Source organism: Telluria sp. PB2R4 (assembly GCF_059685695.1).
In genome coordinates, this window is the sequence record NZ_JCASIC010000004.1 from 135,342 (window position 1) to 154,559 (window position 19,218).

14 protein-coding genes are annotated in these 19,218 nt (G+C 65.4%); 13 read left to right on the plus strand and 1 reads right to left on the minus strand.

Annotated elements, in window-relative coordinates:
* The first annotated feature begins 9 nt into the window (after positions 1 to 9).
* From AC56LU_RS09040 to ahpF, 10 genes are all read left to right on the plus strand, one after another.
* On the plus strand, positions 10 to 1,077 hold the full coding sequence (locus AC56LU_RS09040; protein ID WP_497175259.1) for an SDR family oxidoreductase: 1,068 nt from the start codon (positions 10 to 12) through the stop codon (positions 1,075 to 1,077).
* Positions 1,078 to 1,182: 105 nt separating this feature from the next.
* Positions 1,183 to 1,719: a pyridoxamine 5'-phosphate oxidase family protein gene (locus AC56LU_RS09045; protein ID WP_497175260.1), complete on the plus strand. Its 537-nt coding sequence runs from the start codon at positions 1,183 to 1,185 to the stop codon at positions 1,717 to 1,719.
* 8 nt (positions 1,720 to 1,727) lie between these two features.
* Positions 1,728 to 2,975 carry a glycosyltransferase gene (locus AC56LU_RS09050; protein ID WP_497175261.1) on the plus strand — a complete coding sequence of 416 codons (1,248 nt, stop codon included), beginning with the start codon at positions 1,728 to 1,730 and terminating at the stop codon, positions 2,973 to 2,975.
* Between the two features lie 76 nt (positions 2,976 to 3,051).
* On the plus strand, positions 3,052 to 5,619 hold the full coding sequence (locus AC56LU_RS09055; RefSeq protein ID WP_497175262.1) for an excinuclease ABC subunit UvrA: 2,568 nt from the start codon (positions 3,052 to 3,054) through the stop codon (positions 5,617 to 5,619).
* Positions 5,620 to 5,755: 136 nt separating this feature from the next.
* Positions 5,756 to 9,253: a response regulator gene (locus AC56LU_RS09060; protein WP_497175263.1), complete on the plus strand. Its 3,498-nt coding sequence runs from the start codon at positions 5,756 to 5,758 to the stop codon at positions 9,251 to 9,253.
* A 50-nt stretch (positions 9,254 to 9,303) separates the two neighbouring features.
* The gene (locus AC56LU_RS09065) at positions 9,304 to 10,095 is read left to right on the plus strand and encodes a CheR family methyltransferase (protein WP_497175441.1); all 792 of its coding nucleotides are present in this window, start codon (positions 9,304 to 9,306) and stop codon (positions 10,093 to 10,095) included.
* A 26-nt stretch (positions 10,096 to 10,121) separates the two neighbouring features.
* A complete protein-coding gene (locus AC56LU_RS09070) occupies positions 10,122 to 10,709 on the plus strand; it encodes a chemotaxis protein CheB (RefSeq protein ID WP_497175442.1) in 588 nt (195 codons plus the stop codon).
* On the plus strand, positions 10,706 to 11,920 hold the full coding sequence (locus tag AC56LU_RS09075) for a hybrid sensor histidine kinase/response regulator (RefSeq protein ID WP_497175264.1): 1,215 nt from the start codon (positions 10,706 to 10,708) through the stop codon (positions 11,918 to 11,920). The genes AC56LU_RS09070 and AC56LU_RS09075 overlap by 4 nt, the downstream gene beginning before the upstream one ends.
* 338 nt (positions 11,921 to 12,258) lie before the next feature.
* Positions 12,259 to 12,822 carry an alkyl hydroperoxide reductase subunit C gene (gene ahpC, locus AC56LU_RS09080; RefSeq protein WP_497175265.1) on the plus strand — a complete coding sequence of 188 codons (564 nt, stop codon included), beginning with the start codon at positions 12,259 to 12,261 and terminating at the stop codon, positions 12,820 to 12,822.
* Between the two features lie 88 nt (positions 12,823 to 12,910).
* Complete coding sequence (ahpF, locus tag AC56LU_RS09085; protein ID WP_497175266.1) at positions 12,911 to 14,494, plus strand: alkyl hydroperoxide reductase subunit F; 1,584 nt, start codon at positions 12,911 to 12,913, stop codon at positions 14,492 to 14,494.
* A gap of 89 nt (positions 14,495 to 14,583) precedes the next feature.
* Here the strand turns inward: ahpF and AC56LU_RS09090 are convergent, their stop codons facing one another.
* Entirely contained in the window at positions 14,584 to 15,495 is a 912-nt protein-coding gene (locus tag AC56LU_RS09090; RefSeq protein WP_497175267.1) for an SMP-30/gluconolactonase/LRE family protein, read from the minus strand.
* A gap of 455 nt (positions 15,496 to 15,950) precedes the next feature.
* Here AC56LU_RS09090 and AC56LU_RS09095 point away from each other — a divergent pair, with 455 nt between their 5' ends.
* The 3 genes from AC56LU_RS09095 (at position 15,951) to AC56LU_RS09105 (ending at position 19,211) form a co-directional block, all read left to right on the plus strand.
* Positions 15,951 to 16,619 (plus strand): class I SAM-dependent DNA methyltransferase, encoded by a 669-nt coding sequence (locus AC56LU_RS09095; RefSeq protein WP_497175268.1) that lies wholly within the window; start codon positions 15,951 to 15,953, stop codon positions 16,617 to 16,619.
* The gene (locus AC56LU_RS09100) at positions 16,616 to 17,161 is read left to right on the plus strand and encodes a GNAT family N-acetyltransferase (RefSeq protein WP_497175269.1); all 546 of its coding nucleotides are present in this window, start codon (positions 16,616 to 16,618) and stop codon (positions 17,159 to 17,161) included. Before AC56LU_RS09095 ends, AC56LU_RS09100 begins: the two co-directional genes overlap by 4 nt.
* Before the next feature lie 343 nt (positions 17,162 to 17,504).
* Positions 17,505 to 19,211: a RecQ family ATP-dependent DNA helicase gene (locus tag AC56LU_RS09105; RefSeq protein WP_497175270.1), complete on the plus strand. Its 1,707-nt coding sequence runs from the start codon at positions 17,505 to 17,507 to the stop codon at positions 19,209 to 19,211.
* Positions 19,212 to 19,218: the final 7 nt, after the last annotated feature.

The window sequence follows — 19,218 nt, forward strand, 5'->3', positions numbered from 1 at the left end:
GAGACGGCAATGCAACGGACAGCACTGGTAGTAGGCGTCAGCGGTATCGGGGGGAACACGACGGCGCGCGCGCTGGTGGCGGACGGCTGGCAGGTCTACGGACTGGCGCGCCGTCCCGGCAACGGCATCCCCGGCGTGACCCCGGTCGCGGCCGACCTGCTCGACGAAGCGGGCCTGGCCGCCGCGCTGGCGGACGTTTCGCCGACCCACGTCTTCATCACCACCTGGATGCGCCAGGCCACCGAGGCCGAGAACATCCGCGTCAATGCGGCGATGGTGCGCAACCTGCTGTCCGCCTTATCGAGCAGGAAGACGCTGCGCCACGTCGCCCTGGTCACCGGCCTCAAGCACTACCTCGGTCCGTTCGAGGCTTATGCGGCTTCCGGCACCTTGCCGGACACGCCGCTGCGCGAAAGCCAGCCGCGCCTGCCCGTCGAGAACTTCTACTATGCCCAGGAAGACGAGGTGTATGCGGCGGCCGAGCGCGACCGCTTCACCTGGACCGTCCACCGCCCGCACTCGATCGTCGGCATGGCGGTCGGCAATGCGATGAACCTCGGCACCACGCTGGCGGTGTACGCCACCATCTGCAAGGAAACCGGACGGCCCTTCCAGTTTCCAGGTTCAGGCGCGCAGTGGAACGGCCTGTCCGACGTCACCGATGCGCGCATGCTGGCCAGGCAGCTGGTCTGGGCGGCGAACAACGACGCGGCGCGCAACGAGGCATTCAACATCGTCAACGGCGACCTGTTCCGCTGGAGCTGGCTATGGGGCCGCATCGCCGACTGGTTCGGCGTCCAGCCCGCGGGCTTCAACGGCACTGTCCAGCCGCTGGAGGCGGCGATGGCGAAGGACCACGCCGTGTGGCGCGACATCGCCGCGCGCCACGGGCTGCAGGAGGCCGATCTCGACCGCCTGGCCTCGCCCTGGCACACCGACCTCGATCTCGGCCGCCCGATCGAAGTCATGACCGACATGGCGCGCAGCCGCAAGCTCGGCTTCGCGGCCTACCAGGCTACCGACGATTCCTTCTTCGACCTGTTCGGCCAGTTGCGCGCGGAGAAGCTGATTCCTTAGTTGGTGCTTGCGGCCGTTTTGACCGCCAGTGTACGCGCGCCCACATACCCGCAGGCCCGGCGCGGGTAGAGTCGACCCATTCGCCAACGCAGACCGGGAGACTCCATGGATTCGATCAACCGCAACCAGCCGGAACCAAACCGCCTCGACCTCAGCGGCCCGGAGGCCGTGCAGTGCCTGAAAGAGATGGCGAAGGACGCCGACAGCTGCTTCTTCGTGACCCAGGGCGGGATCGGGCCGAGCCGGGGCGTGCGGCCGATGAGCGTGCGCGAAGTCGACGACGCCGGCCAGCTATGGTTCCTGAGCGCCGCCGACAGTCACAAGAATGCGGAGCTGGCGGCGCACCCGGGTGTCAAGCTGTATTTCCAGCAGGGCGCGCACTCGGGCTTCCTGGAGGTTGACGGCTATGCCGAGGTCATCACCGACCGCGGGCGCATCAAGGACTTGTGGAACTTCATGCTCAAGACCTGGTTCACCGAAGGCGAGGATGACCCGCGCATCACGGCCATCCGCGTCATCCCGCGCCAGGGCTACTACTGGGACAACAAGCACGGCGACGCGGTGGCCGGCGCGAAGATCGTGGTCGGCGCGGTGCTCGGCAAGACCCTGGACGATTCCATCGAAGGCACGCTCAGCTTCTGAGCCGTACGATGTCCGCGCCGCATTTCGTGGTCGTCACCATCGGCTCGGCGGGCGACCTGTTCCCGTTCATGCGCGTGGCGCTGGCCTTGCGCGAGCACGGCCACCGGGTCACGATGCTCGGCCCGTCCCAGCACGGGCCCTACGTGGCGCCGACGGGCTTGGACTTTCACGGCTTGCCGGCCGACGAGGCAGTGCTCGACCATCCCGACCTGTGGCACCCGACGCGTGGCCTGGCCGTGGTCTGGCGCGCCACGCGCCCGGCGATGGCGCAGGTGCCGGCCTTCGTGGCCGCGCTGCCACCTGGCGAACGGGTCGTGTTGCTGGTCCACCCGCTGGCCTTGCCAGAGGCCGACCTGTGCCGCGCGCGCCGCCCCGGCCTGAAGGTGGCGGCGGCTTGGCTGGCGCCCTCGAACCTGCCGACCGTACACGATCCGCTGCTGCTGGGCCCCTGGCCGGTGCCGCGCTGGGTGCCGCTGGCGGCGCGCCGCTGGCTGTGGCGGCGCCTTGGCCAAGCCCTGATCAATCCGGTGGCGCTGCCCGACGTGAATGCGGCGCGCGCGGCGCACGGGCTGGCGCCGGTCGCCGACCTGATCGACCACATCGTCACGGTGCCGGATCTGTCGGTGACCCTGTTCCCGGCCTGGTTTGCCCACACCCAGCCCGACTGGCCCCAGCCCCTGGAGCGTGCCGGCTTTCCGTTGTACGACCCGTCACCCCAGGCCGCGCTGTCGCCGGAAGTGGCGCGCTTCCTGGAAGGCGGCGCCAGGCCGGTGGTGTTCACGCCGGGCACCGGCAACCGCCAGGCGCTGGATTACTTCCTGTGCGCGCTCGACGCCTGCGCGCGGCTGGGCCAGCGCGCCATCCTGTTGACGCCGCACCGCGCGCAGTTGCCGGCCCACCTGCCCACGCCGGTGCTGTGGCAGGAGTATGTGCCGCTGCGCGCGCTGTTGCCGCATGTGGCCGCGCTGGTGCACCACGGCGGGATCGGCACGACGGCGGAAGCCCTGCGCGCCGGCACGCTGCAGCTGGTGGTGCCGCTGGCGCATGACCAGTTCGACAATGCGGCCCGGGTGAGGGCCTTGGGGGTGGGCGACAGCCTGCGCGCGGGCCGCCTCACGCCTGCAAGGCTGCGGCAGCGCCTGGCAGGAATTGTCGGCAATCAAGAAATGGCCGATGCCTGCCGCCGGGTGGCCGCCATCAGCAGTCCCGCCGACCTGGCGCCGCTGTGCGAGCGGCTGGCAAGCTTTGTCCCGTGAATTGTTGGCAAGCGCACGGTAAATTTCTCGCGCATGGGATGAAATACGATATCCACCTTACGATGCCGGGGAATTCATGCGCGACAAGCACGCCGACCGCAAGCAAACCGAGCTGCCCGCTGCCGGCGAAGGCCGCGCAGGCTATGTCCGGGTACGCGGCGCCCGCGAGCACAACCTGAAGAACGTCGACGTCGACATCCCGCGCGGGGCGCTGGTGGTGTTCACCGGCGTTTCCGGTTCGGGCAAGTCCTCGCTCGCCTTCGGCACCCTGTATGCGGAGGCCCAGCGGCGCTACCTGGAATCGGTGTCGCCCTATGCGCGCCGCCTGTTCCACCAGATGCCGGTGCCGGAAGTCGACGAAATCGACGGCCTGCCGCCGGCGGTCGCCCTGCAGCAGCAGCGCGGCTCGCCCACCGCGCGTTCGTCGGTCGGCAGCGTCAGCACGCTGTCGAATTCCCTGCGCATGCTGTATTCGCGCGCCGGCGACTATCCGCCGGGGCAGGAGTTGCTGTACGCGGAGTCCTTCTCGCCGAACACGCCGGAGGGCGCCTGCCCGCAGTGCTCGGGCCTGGGCCGGGTCTATGAAGTAACCGAACAGTCGCTGGTGCCGGACGACACGCTCACCATCCGCGAACGCGCGGTGGCGGCCTGGCCGCCGGCCTGGCACGGCCAGAACCTGCGCGACATCCTGGTCACGATGGGCTTTGATGTCGACACGCCGTGGCGCGAGTTGCCGAAGAAAGACCGCGACTGGATCCTGTTCACCGACGAGACCCCGACCGTGCCGGTCTATGCCGGCCTCACCCCCAAGGAAACCAGGGCGGCGCTCCGGCGCAAGGAGACGCCCAGCTACCAGGGCACCTTCACCGGGGCGCGCCGCTACGTGCTGCAGACGTTTGCGAATACCGAGAGCGCATCGATGAAGAAGCGGGTGGCGCGCTATATGGTGAGTACCGAGTGCCCGATGTGCCGCGGCAAGCGCCTGCGCCGGGAGGCGCTGTCGGTGACCTTTGCCGGCATCGACATCATGGAGCTGTCGCGCCTGCCTCTGGCGAAGCTTGGCGAACTGCTCGCGCCCTATGCGGCCGGCACTGCCAAGGCGGACAAGAAGCGCGCGAAGGAACATCCCGAGCAGATGATCGTCACCCAGCGCATCGCGCAAGACCTGTGCGCGCGCCTGGGCGTGCTGCTCGACCTGGGCCTGGGCTACCTGGCGCTGGAGCGCAGCACGCCGACGCTGTCGCCGGGCGAACTGCAGCGCCTGCGCCTGGCCACCCAGGTGCGCTCGAACCTGTTCGGCGTGGTCTACGTGCTGGACGAACCCTCGGCCGGCCTGCATCCGGCCGACACCGAGGCCCTGCTCGACGCGCTGGCGCAGCTGAAGGCGGCCGGCAACTCGCTGTTCGTGGTCGAGCACGCGCTCGACGTGATCCGCCAGGCCGACTGGATCGTCGACGTCGGGCCGCAAGCGGGCGAGAAGGGCGGGCAGGTGCTGTACAGCGGTGAGCCCGGCGGCCTGAAAAAGGTCGCCGCATCGCAGACGCGCCGCTACCTGTTCAACGAAGCGCCTTTGGCGCGACGCAGCCCGCGCCAGCCCACCGGCTGGCTGCGGCTGGAGGGCGTGCGCCGCAACAACCTGGACGGCATCGATGCGGCATTCCCGCTGGGCGTCCTGAGCGCCGTGACCGGCGTCTCCGGCTCGGGCAAGTCCAGCCTGGTCAGCCAGGTGCTGGTGGAGCTGGTCAGCGCCGCCCTCGGCCAGGCGGCGCCCGATGCGGACGCGCCGGAAGGTGAGGAGCCGGGCCTCGAGCAGGAAGCGGCCCTGCCGCTGGAAGGCCGCATCGTCGCCGGCATGGAGGGCGTCCGGCGCATGGTGCGGGTTGACCAGAAACCGATCGGCCGCACCCCGCGTTCCAACCTGGCCACCTATACCGGCCTGTTCGACGGGGTGCGCAAGCTGTTCGCCGCCACCCCGGGCGCGAAGAAGCGCCGCTTCGACGCCGGCCGCTTCTCCTTCAACGTGGCCAAGGGCCGCTGCGAGCACTGCGCGGGCGAGGGCTTCGTCATGGTCGAGCTGCTGTTCCTGCCGAGCGTCTACGCGCCATGCCCCACCTGCGAGGGTGCGCGCTATAACGCCAGGACGCTGGAGGTGACTTATCGTGGGAAGAACATTGCCGAGGTGCTGGGCATGACGGTAGGGGAGGCGATCGACTTCTTCGAGGGCGAAGCGGCGGTCGAACGCGCGCTCGAGGTATTGCGCGAGGTGGGGCTGGAGTACCTGCGCCTGGGCCAGCCCGCCACCGAACTGTCGGGCGGCGAAGCCCAGCGCATCAAGCTGGCGTCCGAGCTGCAACGCGCCGGACGCGGCAACACGCTCTATGTGCTGGACGAGCCGACCACCGGCCTGCATCCGCTCGACGCCGACCGCCTGGTGGCCCAACTGAACCGGCTGGTCGATGCCGGCAACACGGTGATCGTGGTCGAGCACACCATGCGCGTGGTGGCGGGCTGCGACTGGGTGATCGACGTCGGTCCGGGTGCGGGCGACGAGGGCGGCAAGCTGATCTGCGCGGGGCCGCCGCAGGAAGTCGCAGCGTGCAAGGCGAGCCGTACGGCCCCCTATCTGGCGGTCCACCTGAAGTAAGTGAATTTGTCGAAATGTAATTTCCTGTTTAACAATTGACATGTCTTGTAGCCATCCAATTGTGTGACGGGAAAGCGACTTCATGCGTTACACTTAGGATATTTTTTTCCTAACATTTCTTATTTTCTCGTCACGCATGGCCGGCCCATCCATCGATAATTCCCAATTCCGCCGCATCCTGACCCGCAATGTGGCCCTGCCATTGGGCATGAGCGTCGTCACCGCGATCGTCTTCGTCGGCATCATCGCTTACCTGATCAATGTCCTGAATCGCGTCGAGCACTCGGAGCGGGTGATTGGCAATGCCCAGGAAGTGAGCAAGCTGGCGGCCGACATGGAAACCGGCATGCGCGGCTATCTGCTGGCCGGCGACGAGTCCTTCCTGTCGCCTTACCTGCTGGCGCTACAGCGCGTGCAGAGCGGTCTGCAAGGGGTGAGCGAGATGGTGGCCGATAATCCGGCCCAGGTCGACCGCATCAAGCGGATCCAGGCTGCGCAGACGCAGTGGAAAGCCTTCGCGACCGAGATGATCGAGCGCCGCCGCCGTAACGATCCCGCCTATCTCGACGCCGTGCGCAGCGGCCGCGGCAAGATCCTGACCGACGAGATCCGCCGCACCTTCGACGATTTCCTCGACCTGGAGCGCCGCCTGCTGCGCGAGCGTAACGAAGAGGCGCGCCGCGTCACGACCTGGTCGGTGGTCTCTTTCCTGCTCCTGAGCCTGCTGGTGGGCGCCGGCCTGGCGCTGTTCGGCCGCCGCCAGCTGGTCACGCTGTCGAATTCCTACCACGAGACGCTGGAACACGAGGCCGAGCATAATGCACAGCTGCGCCACCAGGACTGGCTGCGCTCGGGCCAGACCGAACTGTCGGCCCTGAGCGCCGGCATCCATTCGCTGGAGCCGCTGGCCGAAGCGGTGCTGGGCTACGTGACGCGCTACCTGGACGGCGCGGTGGCGGCCATGTATGTGTACGGCGAAGACGGCGTCCTGCGCCGCATCGGCGCCTATGGATTCGCTTTCGACGGTGACGACGACGCACAGGTGATCATGCCGGGCGATTCGCTGGCCAGCCGCGCCGCCGTCGAGAAGCGCATCGTGGTGCTGCATGACCTGCCGGCCGGTTATATCAAGGTGGGCTCCGCGTTGGGCGAGGCCGCGCCGCGCGAACTCCTGATCGCGCCGGTCCACAACCACGGCAAGATCAAGGGCGTGATCGAGATCGGCTTCCTGCATCCTGTAAGTGCGCGCGACCGCGAATTCATGGAGCTGATCGCGCCGAGCGTCGGCGCCGCGATGGCGGCGGTGCTGTACCGCCTGCGCCTGCAGCACGCGCTGGAAGAAACCCAGACCCTGAACGAGGAACTGCAGGTGCAGCAGGAAGAGCTGCGCACCGCCAACGAGGAGCTGGAAGAGCAGTCGCGCGCGCTGGAAGAATCACAGACCGCGCTGGAAAACCAGCAGTCGGAACTGCGCGCCACCAACGACCAGCTGGCCGAGCAGGCCTTGAGCCTCGACATGAAGAACGCCGCCCTGACCGGCGCCCAGGAACAGCTGCGCCAGCGCGCGCTGGAACTGGAACGCGCGAGCCGCTACAAGTCCGAATTCCTGGCCAATATGTCGCACGAGCTGCGCACGCCGCTCAACAGCTCGCTGATCCTGGCCAAGCTGTTGGCCGATAACGCCGCCGGCAACCTGAACGACGAGCAGGTGCGCTTCGCCCAGACCATCTACTCGGCCGGCAACGACCTGCTGCACCTGATCAACGACATCCTCGACATCTCGAAGGTCGAGGCGGGCAAGCTCGAGCTGGTGCCGGAAGAAGTGCCGCTGCGCCGCATGGTCGAGGGCATGGCGCGCAGCTTCGAGCCGCTGGCGCGCCAGAAAGCGCTCGACTTCAGCATCGCCATCGATCCGGACGTGCCGGCCTCGATCCTCACCGACCGCCAGCGCGTCGAGCAGATCCTCAAGAACCTGCTGTCCAACGCAATCAAGTTCACCGACAGCGGCAAGGTCGCGATGAGCGTCAGCGTGACCCCGGAAGGATGGGTCCAGTTCGGCGTGCGCGATTCCGGCATCGGCATCGCGCCCGAGCAGCAGGACAAGATCTTCGACGCCTTCCACCAGGCCGACGGCACCACCAGCCGCCGCTACGGCGGCACCGGCCTGGGCCTGTCGATCTCGCGCGACCTGACCAGCCTGCTGGGCGGTACCCTGAACGTGGCCAGCCAGCCTGGCGAAGGCAGCCTGTTCACCCTGAGCCTGCCGCGCAGCGGTGCGGTGGCGGCGACGCCGCCGGCGGCGCCCACGCTGGCGCCGGTCCATGCCGCGAGCGTGGCCGCCGCGCCGGCGCCGGCCGCGCAAGCCCCGGCACCGGTCCAGTCCCAGACCGAGCCGCTGGCCAGCTTCCCGGACGACCGCGACGAGCCGGCCGCCGTGTCCGGAGCAAGATCGCGCACCGTGCTGGTCATCGAGGACGAGCCCGAATTCGCGCGCATCCTGTTCGACCTGGCGCATGAACTCGACTACCGCTGCCTGGTGGCGCACAGCGCCGGCGAGGGGCTGGCGCTGGCCGCCAGCCAGAAGCCGGACGCCGTGCTGCTCGACATCCGCCTGCCCGACAGCTCGGGCCTGTCGGTGCTGCAGCAGCTCAAGGACAACCCGGCCACCCGCCACATCCCGGTGCACGTTGTCTCGAGCATCGAGAACGGCGGCGAAGCCCTGCACCTGGGCGCGATCGGCTATGCGCTCAAGCCGACCAGCCGCGAGCAGCTGGAAGAGGTGTTCCACAAGCTGCAGGAAAAATCGAGCCAGAAGATCAAGCGCGTGCTGCTGGTCGAGGACGACGAGCGCCAGCGCGATAGCGTGGTCCAGCTGATCGCCGACGCCGACGTCGAGATCGCGGCGGTCGGTACCGCGGGCGAAGCCCTGTCCCTGCTGAAAGCGCAGATCTTCGACTGCATGATCATCGACCTCAAGCTGCCGGACATGCAGGGCAGGGAGCTGCTCGAGCGCATGTCGGCCGAGGAACTGTGCTCCTTCCCGCCGGTGATCGTGTACACCGGCCGCAACCTGACGCGCGACGAAGAGGCCGAGCTGCTCAAGTATTCGCGCTCGATCATCATCAAGGGCGCGCGCTCGCCCGAACGCCTGCTGGACGAGGTGACGCTGTTCCTGCACAAGGTCGAGAGCGAGCTGTCGTCGGAACGCCAGACCATGCTCAAGGCGGTGCGCGGCCGCGACCGCGTGTTCGAAGGGCGCACCATCCTGCTGGTGGACGACGACGTGCGCAACGTGTTCGCGCTGACCAGCGCGCTGGAATCGCGCGGCGCCAAGGTGGAAGTCGGCCGAAACGGGTACGAAGCATTGGACAAGATGGACGCGGTCCCAGGGATCGACCTGGTGCTGATGGACGTGATGATGCCGGGGATGGACGGACTGGAAGCAACCCGCCGCATCCGCGCCGACGGCCGCTTCGACCGCCTGCCGATCATCGCGATCACGGCCAAGGCCATGAAGGACGACCAGGAGCAGTGCCTGGCCGCCGGCGCCAACGACTACCTGGCCAAGCCGATCGACCTGAGCCGCCTGTACTCGCTGCTGCGGGTGTGGATGCCGGCACTGGAGCGCATTTGAACATCCCGAGCCTGGTGGAGCCGCCGGACGACTTCGACATCGAGCTGAAGATGCTCGTGGAGGCGGTCTACCTGAAGTACAACTACGACTTCCGCGACTACACCGGCGCCTCGCAGAAGCGCCGCATCCTGGTGGCCATGCGCGAGATGGATTGCGATACGGTGTCCGCCCTGCAGGCCAGGGTGATGCACGAGCCGGACGGCTTCGCCCAGCTGCTGCAATACCTGACGATTCCGGTGACCGAGATGTTCCGCGACCCGGAATACTGGCTGGCGCTGCGCGAGCAGGTCGTGCCTTTCCTGAGGACCTACCCCTCGCTGAAAATCTGGGTGGCAGGCTGCAGCACCGGCGAAGAAGTGTATTCGATGGCGATCATGCTCAAGGAAGAGGGCCTGCTCGAACGCAGCATCATCTACGCGACCGACATCAACCCGGAATCGCTGGAGGCGGCGCGGCGCGGCGTGTTCTCGCTCGAGCGCATGCGCACCTATACCGAAAACTACCAGCGCGCGGGCGGGCGCAGCGCGTTTTCCGATTACTACACCGCCGCCTACGACGGCGCCCTGTTCGACCGCGCGCTGCTGGAAAACGTGACCTTCGCCGACCACAGCCTGGCCACCGACAGCGTGTTCTCGGAAACCCACTTCGTCAGCTGTCGTAACGTGCTGATCTACTTCAACCGGCGCCTGCAGGACCGCGTGCTCGGCCTGTTCCACGAGTCGCTGTGCTACCGCGGCTTCCTCGGCCTGGGCAGCAAGGAAAGCATCGACTTCTCGGCCTATGCCGACCGCTTCGACCCGGTGGCGCGGCGTGAGCGGATCTTTCGCAAGGGGATTGCGTGACCGCCGCTGTACAGAAAACGCAGGAAATGCAGGAGGCCCTGGCCGGCCGCCGCATCGAGCTGGTGGTGATCGGCGGCTCGGCCGGCGGCGTGGACGCGCTCATCGGCTTGCTGCCGGCGCTACCGCCGGGCTACCGGCCCGCCGTCGCCTGCATCCTGCACGTGCCGGCCGACCGCGAGAGCCGGCTGGCCGAGCTGTTCGCCGCGCGCAGCGCGCTGCCGGTGCGCGAGGCGCGCGACAAGGAGCCGGTCGAGCCGGGCGTGATCTATTTTGCCGGCGCAGGGTATCATCTGTCGATCGAGCGCGACCGCACGTTCTCGCTCAGCTGCGAGCCGCCGGTGCATTTCGCGCGCCCGGCGATCGACGTACTGATGGAATCGGGCGCCGACGCCTATGGCGCGGCGCTGGCCGGCATCCTGCTCACCGGCGCCAACATGGATGGCGCCGAGGGCATGCGCTGCATTCGCGAACGCGGCGGGCTGACCGTGGTGCAGGACCCGCTTGAAGCGCAGGCCAGCACCATGCCTGCCGAGGCCATCCGGCGCTGCGCGCCGCACCTCGTGTTGCCCCTGTCCGGAATCCGGACATTGCTGCCCCAGTTGGAGAACCCATGAGCGTCCAGGACCCAAGCAAACTTCTCATCGTCGACGACCTGCCGGAAAACCTGCGCGCGCTCGACGCCCTGATCCGCGGCGAAGGACGCCTGGTCTACCAGGCTTCGTCAGGCGACGAAGCGCTGGCGCTGATGCTCCAGCACGAGTTCGCGCTCGCCATCCTCGACGTGCAGATGCCGGGCATGGACGGCTTCGAACTGGCCGAACTGATGCGCGGCACTGAGCGTACCCGCAACATCCCGATCGTGTTCGTGTCCGCCGCAGGGCGCGAGCTGAACTACGCCTTCAAGGGCTACGAGAGCGGCGCCGTCGACTTCCTGTACAAGCCGCTCGATTCCGACGCGGTGCGCAGCAAGGTGAACGTGTTCGTCACGCTCGACCAGCAGCGCCGCCAGATGCAGCGCCAGATGGCCGCCCTCGAGCGCAGCCGCCAGGAGCAGGAAACCCTGCTGCGCGAGCTGAACCAGACCCAGGAAGAACTGCAGCGTTCGCTGCGCATGCGCGACGAATTCATGTCGCTGGTCGCGCACGAACTGCGCACGCCGCTCAACACGCTGTTCCTGGAAACCCAGATGCGCACCCTGCAGCTCAAGCGCGGTACGCTGGGCTCGATCAATCCGGACCAGTTCGAGACCATGATCCGGCGCGACGAACGCCAGATCAAGGCGATGATCCGCCTGATCGACGACATGCTCGACGTCTCGCGCATGCGCAGCGGCCAGCTGTCGATCCGCCCGGGCCAGGTCCAGCTGATGGACCTGCTCGAGCGCGTGGTCAGCGATCTGTCGCTGCAGGCCACGGCCACCGGCTGCAAGATGTCGCTCCATCCGCACCCGCCGGTGGAAGGCTGCTGGGACGAATTCCGCATCGAGCAGGTGGTGGTCAACCTCTTGACCAACGCACTGCGCTACGGCGGCGGGCAGCCGGTCGAAGTCAGCGTGCAGTATGCGGACGACACGGTGAGCATCCACGTGCGCGACGAGGGCAAGGGCATCGCCCCGAGCGACCTGGAACGCATCTTCGAACCCTACGAGCGCGGCGCCCGCAATGGCGAGCCGAAGGGGCTGGGCCTGGGGCTGTACATCTCGCGCCAGCTGGCGATTTCGCATGGCGGAGAATTGCGCGTGACCAGCAAGCCGGGCGAAGGCTCGACGTTCACCCTGATCCTGCCGACCTGCGAGCGGACGGTGGGGGCGGTTACTGCCGCGTAGGGTGGGCGGGTCTCCCGCCCACGCGTTCAAATTACGGTTGAACTGACGCTGCGGCTTTTGATCGGATAGTTGAACGCGTGGGCGGCAAAGCCGCCCACCCTACGAACATCCTCCCCTTGGCACCAATCGAAGCACGGGTTGCACACTGCTGTCGTTTCGTCCACACTTCACGGATCGCGCCGGCTTGCCGTCGCGGTATACCCTCAATAGGGGAAAGCAATGCTTGTTCGATAGTTAAAATCAATCGGCAGTATCGCATCAATCAATTTCACAAAAGACGACCAGCTCGGTACACTGGCGTCTATCAACTCTTCAACAACCCGAAAACAGGAGAATACATGTCCCTCATCAACACCCAGATCAAGCCGTTCAAGGCAACCGCTTACAGCAACGGCAAGTTCATCGATCTGACGGAAGAGAACTTCAAGGGCACCTGGTCGGTTCTGATGTTCTACCCGGCTGACTTCACCTTCGTCTGCCCGACCGAACTGGAAGACCTGGCTGCCTTCCAGCCTGAATTCGAAAAGATGGGCGTCAACGTCTACGGCGTGTCGACCGACAGCCACTTTGCCCACAAGGCATGGCACGACACCTCGGACGCCATCAAGAAAGTGAACTACCCGCTGATCGGCGACCCGACCGGCACCCTGTCGCGCAACTTCGAAGTCATGATCGAAGAAGAAGGCATGGCGCTGCGCGGCACCTTCGTGATCAATCCGGAAGGCCAGATCAAGCTGATGGAAGTGCACGACAACGGCATCGGCCGCGACGCATCGGAACTGATGCGCAAGGTGAAGGCTGCCCAGTACGTCGCATCGCACCCGGGCGAAGTGTGCCCGGCCAAGTGGACCGAAGGCGCTGAAACCCTGACCCCGTCGCTGGACCTGGTCGGCAAGATCTAAGTAGCAGTGCAGTAGTACTGACCCGGGCCGCCGTGGCGGCCCGGTTCGTTTCTGGAACCCGAATAACGTCATCGTCAAGGAAACCATCATGCTGGACGCAACCCTCAAGAAGCAGTTGCAAGCCTATCTGGAAAAAGTGGTGCAGCCGATTGAGCTCGTTGCATCGCTGGATGATTCGCCGAAGGCGCGCGAAATGGATGAACTGCTCCGCGAAATCGCCGCGTTGAGCGACAAGATCACCGTGCGCAACGACGGCGACAATGCCCGCAAGCCTTCCTTCTCGATCAAGCGCGTGGGCACCGATATCGGCGTCGATTTCGCCGGCATCCCGCTCGGCCACGAATTCAGCTCGCTGGTGCTGGCGCTGCTGCAGGTAGGCGGCCACCCGATCAAGCTCGACGCCTCGGTCATCGAGCAGATCAAGAACCTGGAAGGCGACTACGTCTTCGAAACCTTTATCTCGCTGAGCTGCCATAACTGCCCGGAAGTGGTGCAGGCGCTCAATTCGATGTCGGTGATTAACCCGCGCATCAAGGTTGTCGCCGTCGACGGCGGCGTGTTCAAGAGCGAAGTCGAAGCGCGCCAGATCATGGCGGTACCGATGATGTTCCTGAACGGCCAGCACTTCGGCCAGGGCCGCACCAGCGTGGAAGAGATCCTGGCCAAGATCGACACCGGCGCCGGCGCCCGCAAGGCGCTCGAGCTGAACAAGAAAGACCCGTTCGACGTGCTGATCGTCGGCGGCGGTCCTGCCGGCGCGGCTGCGGCGATCTATGCCGCGCGCAAGGGCATCCGTACCGGCGTGCTGGCCGACCGCTTCGGCGGCCAGGTGCTGGACACGCTCGCCATCGAGAACTTCGTCTCGATGAAGGAAACCGACGGCCCGAAATTCGCCGTCGCCCTGGAAGAGCACGTCAAGCACTACGACGTCGACATCATGAATACCCAGCGCGCCAACAAGCTGGTCGAAGGCAAGCTGATCGAAGTGCACACCGAGACCGGTGCGGTATTGAAGAGCAAGTCGGTGATCATCGCCACCGGCGCCCGCTGGCGCGAAATCAACGTGCCGGGCGAGAAGGAATACCGCAACCACGGCGTGGCGTATTGCCCGCACTGCGACGGTCCGCTGTTCAAGGGCAAGCGCGTGGCCGTGATCGGCGGCGGCAACTCGGGTGTCGAGGCGGCGATCGACCTGGCGGGCATCGTCAAGGAAGTGACCCTGGTCGAGTTTGGCGCCGAGCTGCGTGCCGATGCGGTCCTGCAGCGCAAGCTGTACTCGCTGAAGAACGTCACCGTGATCAAGTCGGCGCAGACCACCGAGATCCACGGCGACGGCAAGATCGTCAACGGCTTGAGCTACAAGGACCGCAACAGCGGCGACATGAAGCGGGTCGACCTGGAAGGCGTGTTCGTGCAGATCGGCCTGGTGCCGAATGCTGAATGGCTCAAGGGCACGATGGACCTGTCGGCGCATGGCGAAATCGAAGTCGACGCCAAGGGCCAGACCTCGATCCCGGGCGTGTTCGCCGCGGGCGACGTGACCACGGTGCCGTTCAAGCAGATCGTGATCGCGGTGGGCGAGGGCGCCAAGGCCTCGCTGGCGGCCTTCGATTACCTGATGCGCCTGCCGGTGGAAGAAGAGAGCGTCGTCGAGGAAGCCAAGGCGGCATGATGTGAGGATGGGATGCGAGGGCAGGCCGCAAGGCTTGCGTGGCCCATCGAGCAAGAACGCCATTCCGTCATCGGGATGGCGTTTTTTTTTTAATACGGCATACCGCTCACGTCCAGCGCCAGCTGCCACAGCGCGCCCGCGCCGGTGATGTACAAGGTCTTGCCGTCGGCGCCGCCGAAGGCCGCATTGGTGACGTTGGCGTCCACCCGGATGGTCGCCAGCCCCTTGCCCTGGGGCGAAAACACGCGCACCCGTTTCGCGCCATGCTCGGTCACGTACAGGTTGCCGTGGCAATCGAGCGTCATGCCGTCCGCTCCCTCGAGCCCGCTCACCAGCGCGCGCCCAGCCTGCGGCACGCCCTTGACGATGGGATAGGCCACCAGCAGGCCATCGCTGGCGTTCACGTACAGGGCGTCTCCGGCAGGCGACAGCGCGATCCCGTTGGGATTGGCGCGCGTGCCGTCCACCAGGGTCACTGCGCCGTCCGTGCCGACGCGGTAGATGCCGGTCACGGGCTGTCCGCCGGGCGCAGCCGCCTTTTGCCAGTCGGGATCCGTAAAGTAGATCGTGCCGTCACGTGCGAGGGCCATGTCGTTGGGCGAGTTGAAGACGTTTCCCTTGAAGCTGCCGGCAAGCCGTACCTGCTTGCCTTCCCGGGTATGGCGCACCAGCGCCTTGTCCTTGTGGCTCGCGGCGACCAGGTTGCCGCCTGCGTCCACGGCCAGGCCGTTGCTGCCGCTGTCCTCGATCGCGGTGCCGACCGTCCCATCCGGCGCCAGCTTGCGCACGCGCGAGGGAAAGCCCTTGGCAAAGCTGAAGTCGGAGAAGTAGAGTGCGTCGCGGATCCACACCGGCCCTTCATACAAGCCTGGTTCGGCACGCGAGGCCGCGACGGCGGCGACGCGCTCGGCCTTCAATTCGCCGGAGGGCGGCGCGCCGCAGGATGCGGCCAGGGCGTTCGTCGCCACCAGTGCCAACGTGGTGCAGGCGAGGGGTATCAAGCGCTTTGGAGAATAGTGCCGCCCATTCAAGGCTCGTGATTGCTGTAGAAACGCGGGATTAGGTCCGGCAAATGATTTTCTTGGTTGAGTAGGCATGTAAATATCATACTCGATGCTCGGGTCAGGCTTTTAGAATTTCATTCGAGGCGGACCTATCTTGCGTGATGGGGGGCGATTTATGAGCCGTGGGAAGTGCTATGCTAAGTTCAACGGCTGTTCAAGACGCTCTACGAAATCCAGGAATTTGCCACCTACTGGCTGTGGACCTACAATCACGCCCGGCCTAATATGGCACTCGGCGGTATTACGCCAAAAAAGAAATTGGCATTGGCCGCTTAACCTCTAATTTTCGTGTGCTCTAAAAACGGGGGGGGTACCGGAGAAAAGGCATATACCAGAATTCGAATCTATATTGCCAGATGAAAGTACAGTAGCACTGACAAAGAGGAGCCCTGATGCAAGCTTTGCCTATCGCTTCCGCCTACAATCTACTGGCGGAGCGTTGGCTGGACGATCAGTTTAACCAGGCCAACGGCATCGAGCAGCACCAACGCGCGTTGGCTTTCTTAGCGGACGCTCAAGACGATGGACCAGGCGCTTGGGCACTCAACGTCGGTTGCGGATGCAATACGCGCTTCAATCCGCTCCTGCACGCGCGCAAACTGCGCATCGAGGGCATCGATATCTCGGAACGCATGTTGGCATTGGCCAAGGAAGCGGATCCGTCGGTCACCTTGCACCATGCCGACGCCGTCACCTGGCAACCGGAACGCGAATATCGATTTATTTCCGCTTGGGACAGCATCTGGCATGTCCAGCTTGCGGACCAGGCGGTCCTGCTGCACAAACTCATGCGTACACTGACTCCCGGCGGAGTGTTCATCTTCTCGATCGGGGGGCTGGATGCGCCGTCCGAGCACGTCGATTCGTACATGGGGCCGGAGGTTTATTACGCCAGCCTTGGCATACCTGGGCTGCTCGGGGTGATTGGGGAAGCAGGATGTGTGTGCAGGCACCTGGAATTCGACCAGTACCCGCAGAAGCACCTCTACATCATCGTCCAGCGCGTTGGCTCCCAGCGTCCCTTACCGCTACCAAAGCCAAACATGGAATCCAGTTCATGAATAGCGAGTTCACCACTTCTGTTCCCTACCTTCATACGGAGCGACTCATGCTTCGTGAATATCGACGCGAGGACTTTGACGCATTCGCAGCGCATTGCGCCGACCCGGTAAGCTCGGCCCATTTGGTCCCGGCCGACCGCCAGGCTGCATGGCGCATCTTCTGTTCACAGGCAGGACTATGGCTCATCCATGGCGCCGGATGGTGGGCTGTCGAGGAAAAGGAGACGGGCCGGGTCGTCGGGAATGTCGGCGCATTCTTTCGCGAGGACGCCACCGTGATGGAGCTTGGCTGGAATACCTATCACGCCTTTTGGGGCCAGGGATTCGCGAATGAAGCGGCGGCGGCAGCCTTGAATCATGCGCTCGAGAACCGACGCGAACCAAAAGTGCGGGCTCTCATCGCTCCGGCCAATGAATCGTCGCTGCGCGTTGCCAGGCGTCTTGGCATGGCTTATGAATCGGAAACCGAGATATACGGCAAGGCGGTCGGCGTATATACGCGAGGGCTGACCCACGCGCGCGCCGACCTGCCGGATCAGTGAAACGCGACCAGCAGCGCGCCGGTGAGGGCCTCGGTCTCGAGCAGCAGCCATGTCGCCGCGCTGGCCAGTGCCAGGTGCAGTGCGGTCCAGGTCTTTGGATGATGGCGTGCCATGATGAGACTCCCCGTTCGGTGGATGTGTAGTTATGATGATTCCATCTTATCCACTCCATCTGCCTGTTGCCATCGGCAAAAACACCGCCGAGTTGTAGGAGTAAACCTTGTGACATTGTCACCACGTTTTTGAGTTGCCGGAATAGCGTGTCTATCGCTGAGCTCCTACGGGAGAGCTAGGCCGCGTCCTATAGTCCGGGCCATTCGGCGGGCATAGAGTAGCCTCCATCATGACCCGACACGAACCCACACTCCTGCACCGCGGCCTGCTCGCCGTGCGCCGCAACACCATCCGCCGCCTGCTGCGTTCCACCTTTGGAATCGAACAGCTGCGCGAAGGCCAGCAACACGTGATCGACAGCGTCCTCGACGGCAAGGACACGCTGGCGATCATGCCCACCGGCGGCGGGAAGTCGCTGTGCTACCAGATTCCCGCCAAGATGCTCGAGGGGATCACCATCGTCGTCTCGCCCCTGATCTCGCTGATGAAGGACCAACTCGAGAAGCTGGAGGAGCTCGGCATCCGCTCGGTCCAGGTCAACAGCAGCCTCAGCGCCGAGGAGGAAGCGGCCGCCATCGAAGCGATCGCGAGCGAAGCCTGCGAGATCGTGTTCTGCACCCCGGAACGCCTGGTCTCGCCCGAATTCATCGCGGTGCTCAAGGCGGTCACGCTCGACATCGTCGTCATCGACGAGGCCCACTGCATCTCGCAGTGGGGGCACGACTTCCGCCCGGCCTACATCGGGCTGTCGGCCGCCATCGACGCCCTCGGCAAGCCGCCGGTGCTGGCGCTGACGGCGACCGCGACCGAGGAGGTCGTAGCCGACATCGGCAAGCAGCTGGGCCGCAAGCTCACCGTCATCAATACCGGTATCTACCGGCCCAACCTGCACTATGGCGTGGTGCAGGTAACCAATGCGCAGGAAAAGCTGTCCCAGGCCCTGAAGCTGGTGCAGGAGACACCGGGCGTCGGCATCGTCTACGCCGCTACTGTCAAGGTGGCCGAGGAAATGCTGGCCGTGCTGGAAGAGGCCGGCGAGTCGGTCACGATCTACCACGGCAAGCTGGCGGCAGGCGAACGCAAGCTGAACCAGGACATGTTCATGAACGGCGAGCGGCGCGTGATGGTGGCCACCAACGCCTTCGGCATGGGCATCGACAAGAGCGACACCCGCTTCGTGATCCACCTGCAGATCCCGGCCAACCTGGAGTCGTATTACCAGGAGTCGGGCCGCGCCGGGCGCGACGGGCTGGATGCGCAATGCACGCTGCTGTTCCTGCAGGACGACAAGCGCATCCAGCAGTTTTTCCTGGTCAAGCACTATCCGGGCGAAGCCGAGCTGCGGACTGTCTATGCGGTGGTGCGCGAGCTGGCCGAGGAAGGCGCCGTGATCGCCGGGCGCCTGGAAGCGGCGCTGGAAGAGGCGGGCGAAGCCAAGCTCAAGGTCTGCCTGAAACTGCTCAAGGACGGCAAACTGCTGCGCCAGAACCGCAAGCTCGAGTTCATCCCGGCCAAGGGGGACCCTGAACCGCATGTGTTTCGCAAACTGGCCGAGGTCTATGTTCAGAAGGCTGAACGTGACCGCGAGGCGCTGAATCAAATGGTAGGCTATGCAGTAAGCGGTTTTTGCCGCTGGAAGCTGTTGCTGGACTATTTCGGCGACGCGGTCGACGGCTTCGAGAAGTGCTGCAAGTGCGACAACTGCCTGAACCCGCCGGCGGCGCTGCTGGAGGACATCGAGATCCGCGACGACGAATTCGACCGCGAGCAGGCGCCCATGCCTTCCGGACCGCAGTTCGAGGTCGGCGGCCGCGCCAGGGCGCCGAAATACGGCGAGGGCACCGTCGTCGCGGTGGCCGGCGACCAGGTGACACTGACATTCCCAGACCAGGAAGAGCCGCGCACCTTCCTGGCCGAATTTCTCGCGCCTGCGTAAAAAGAAA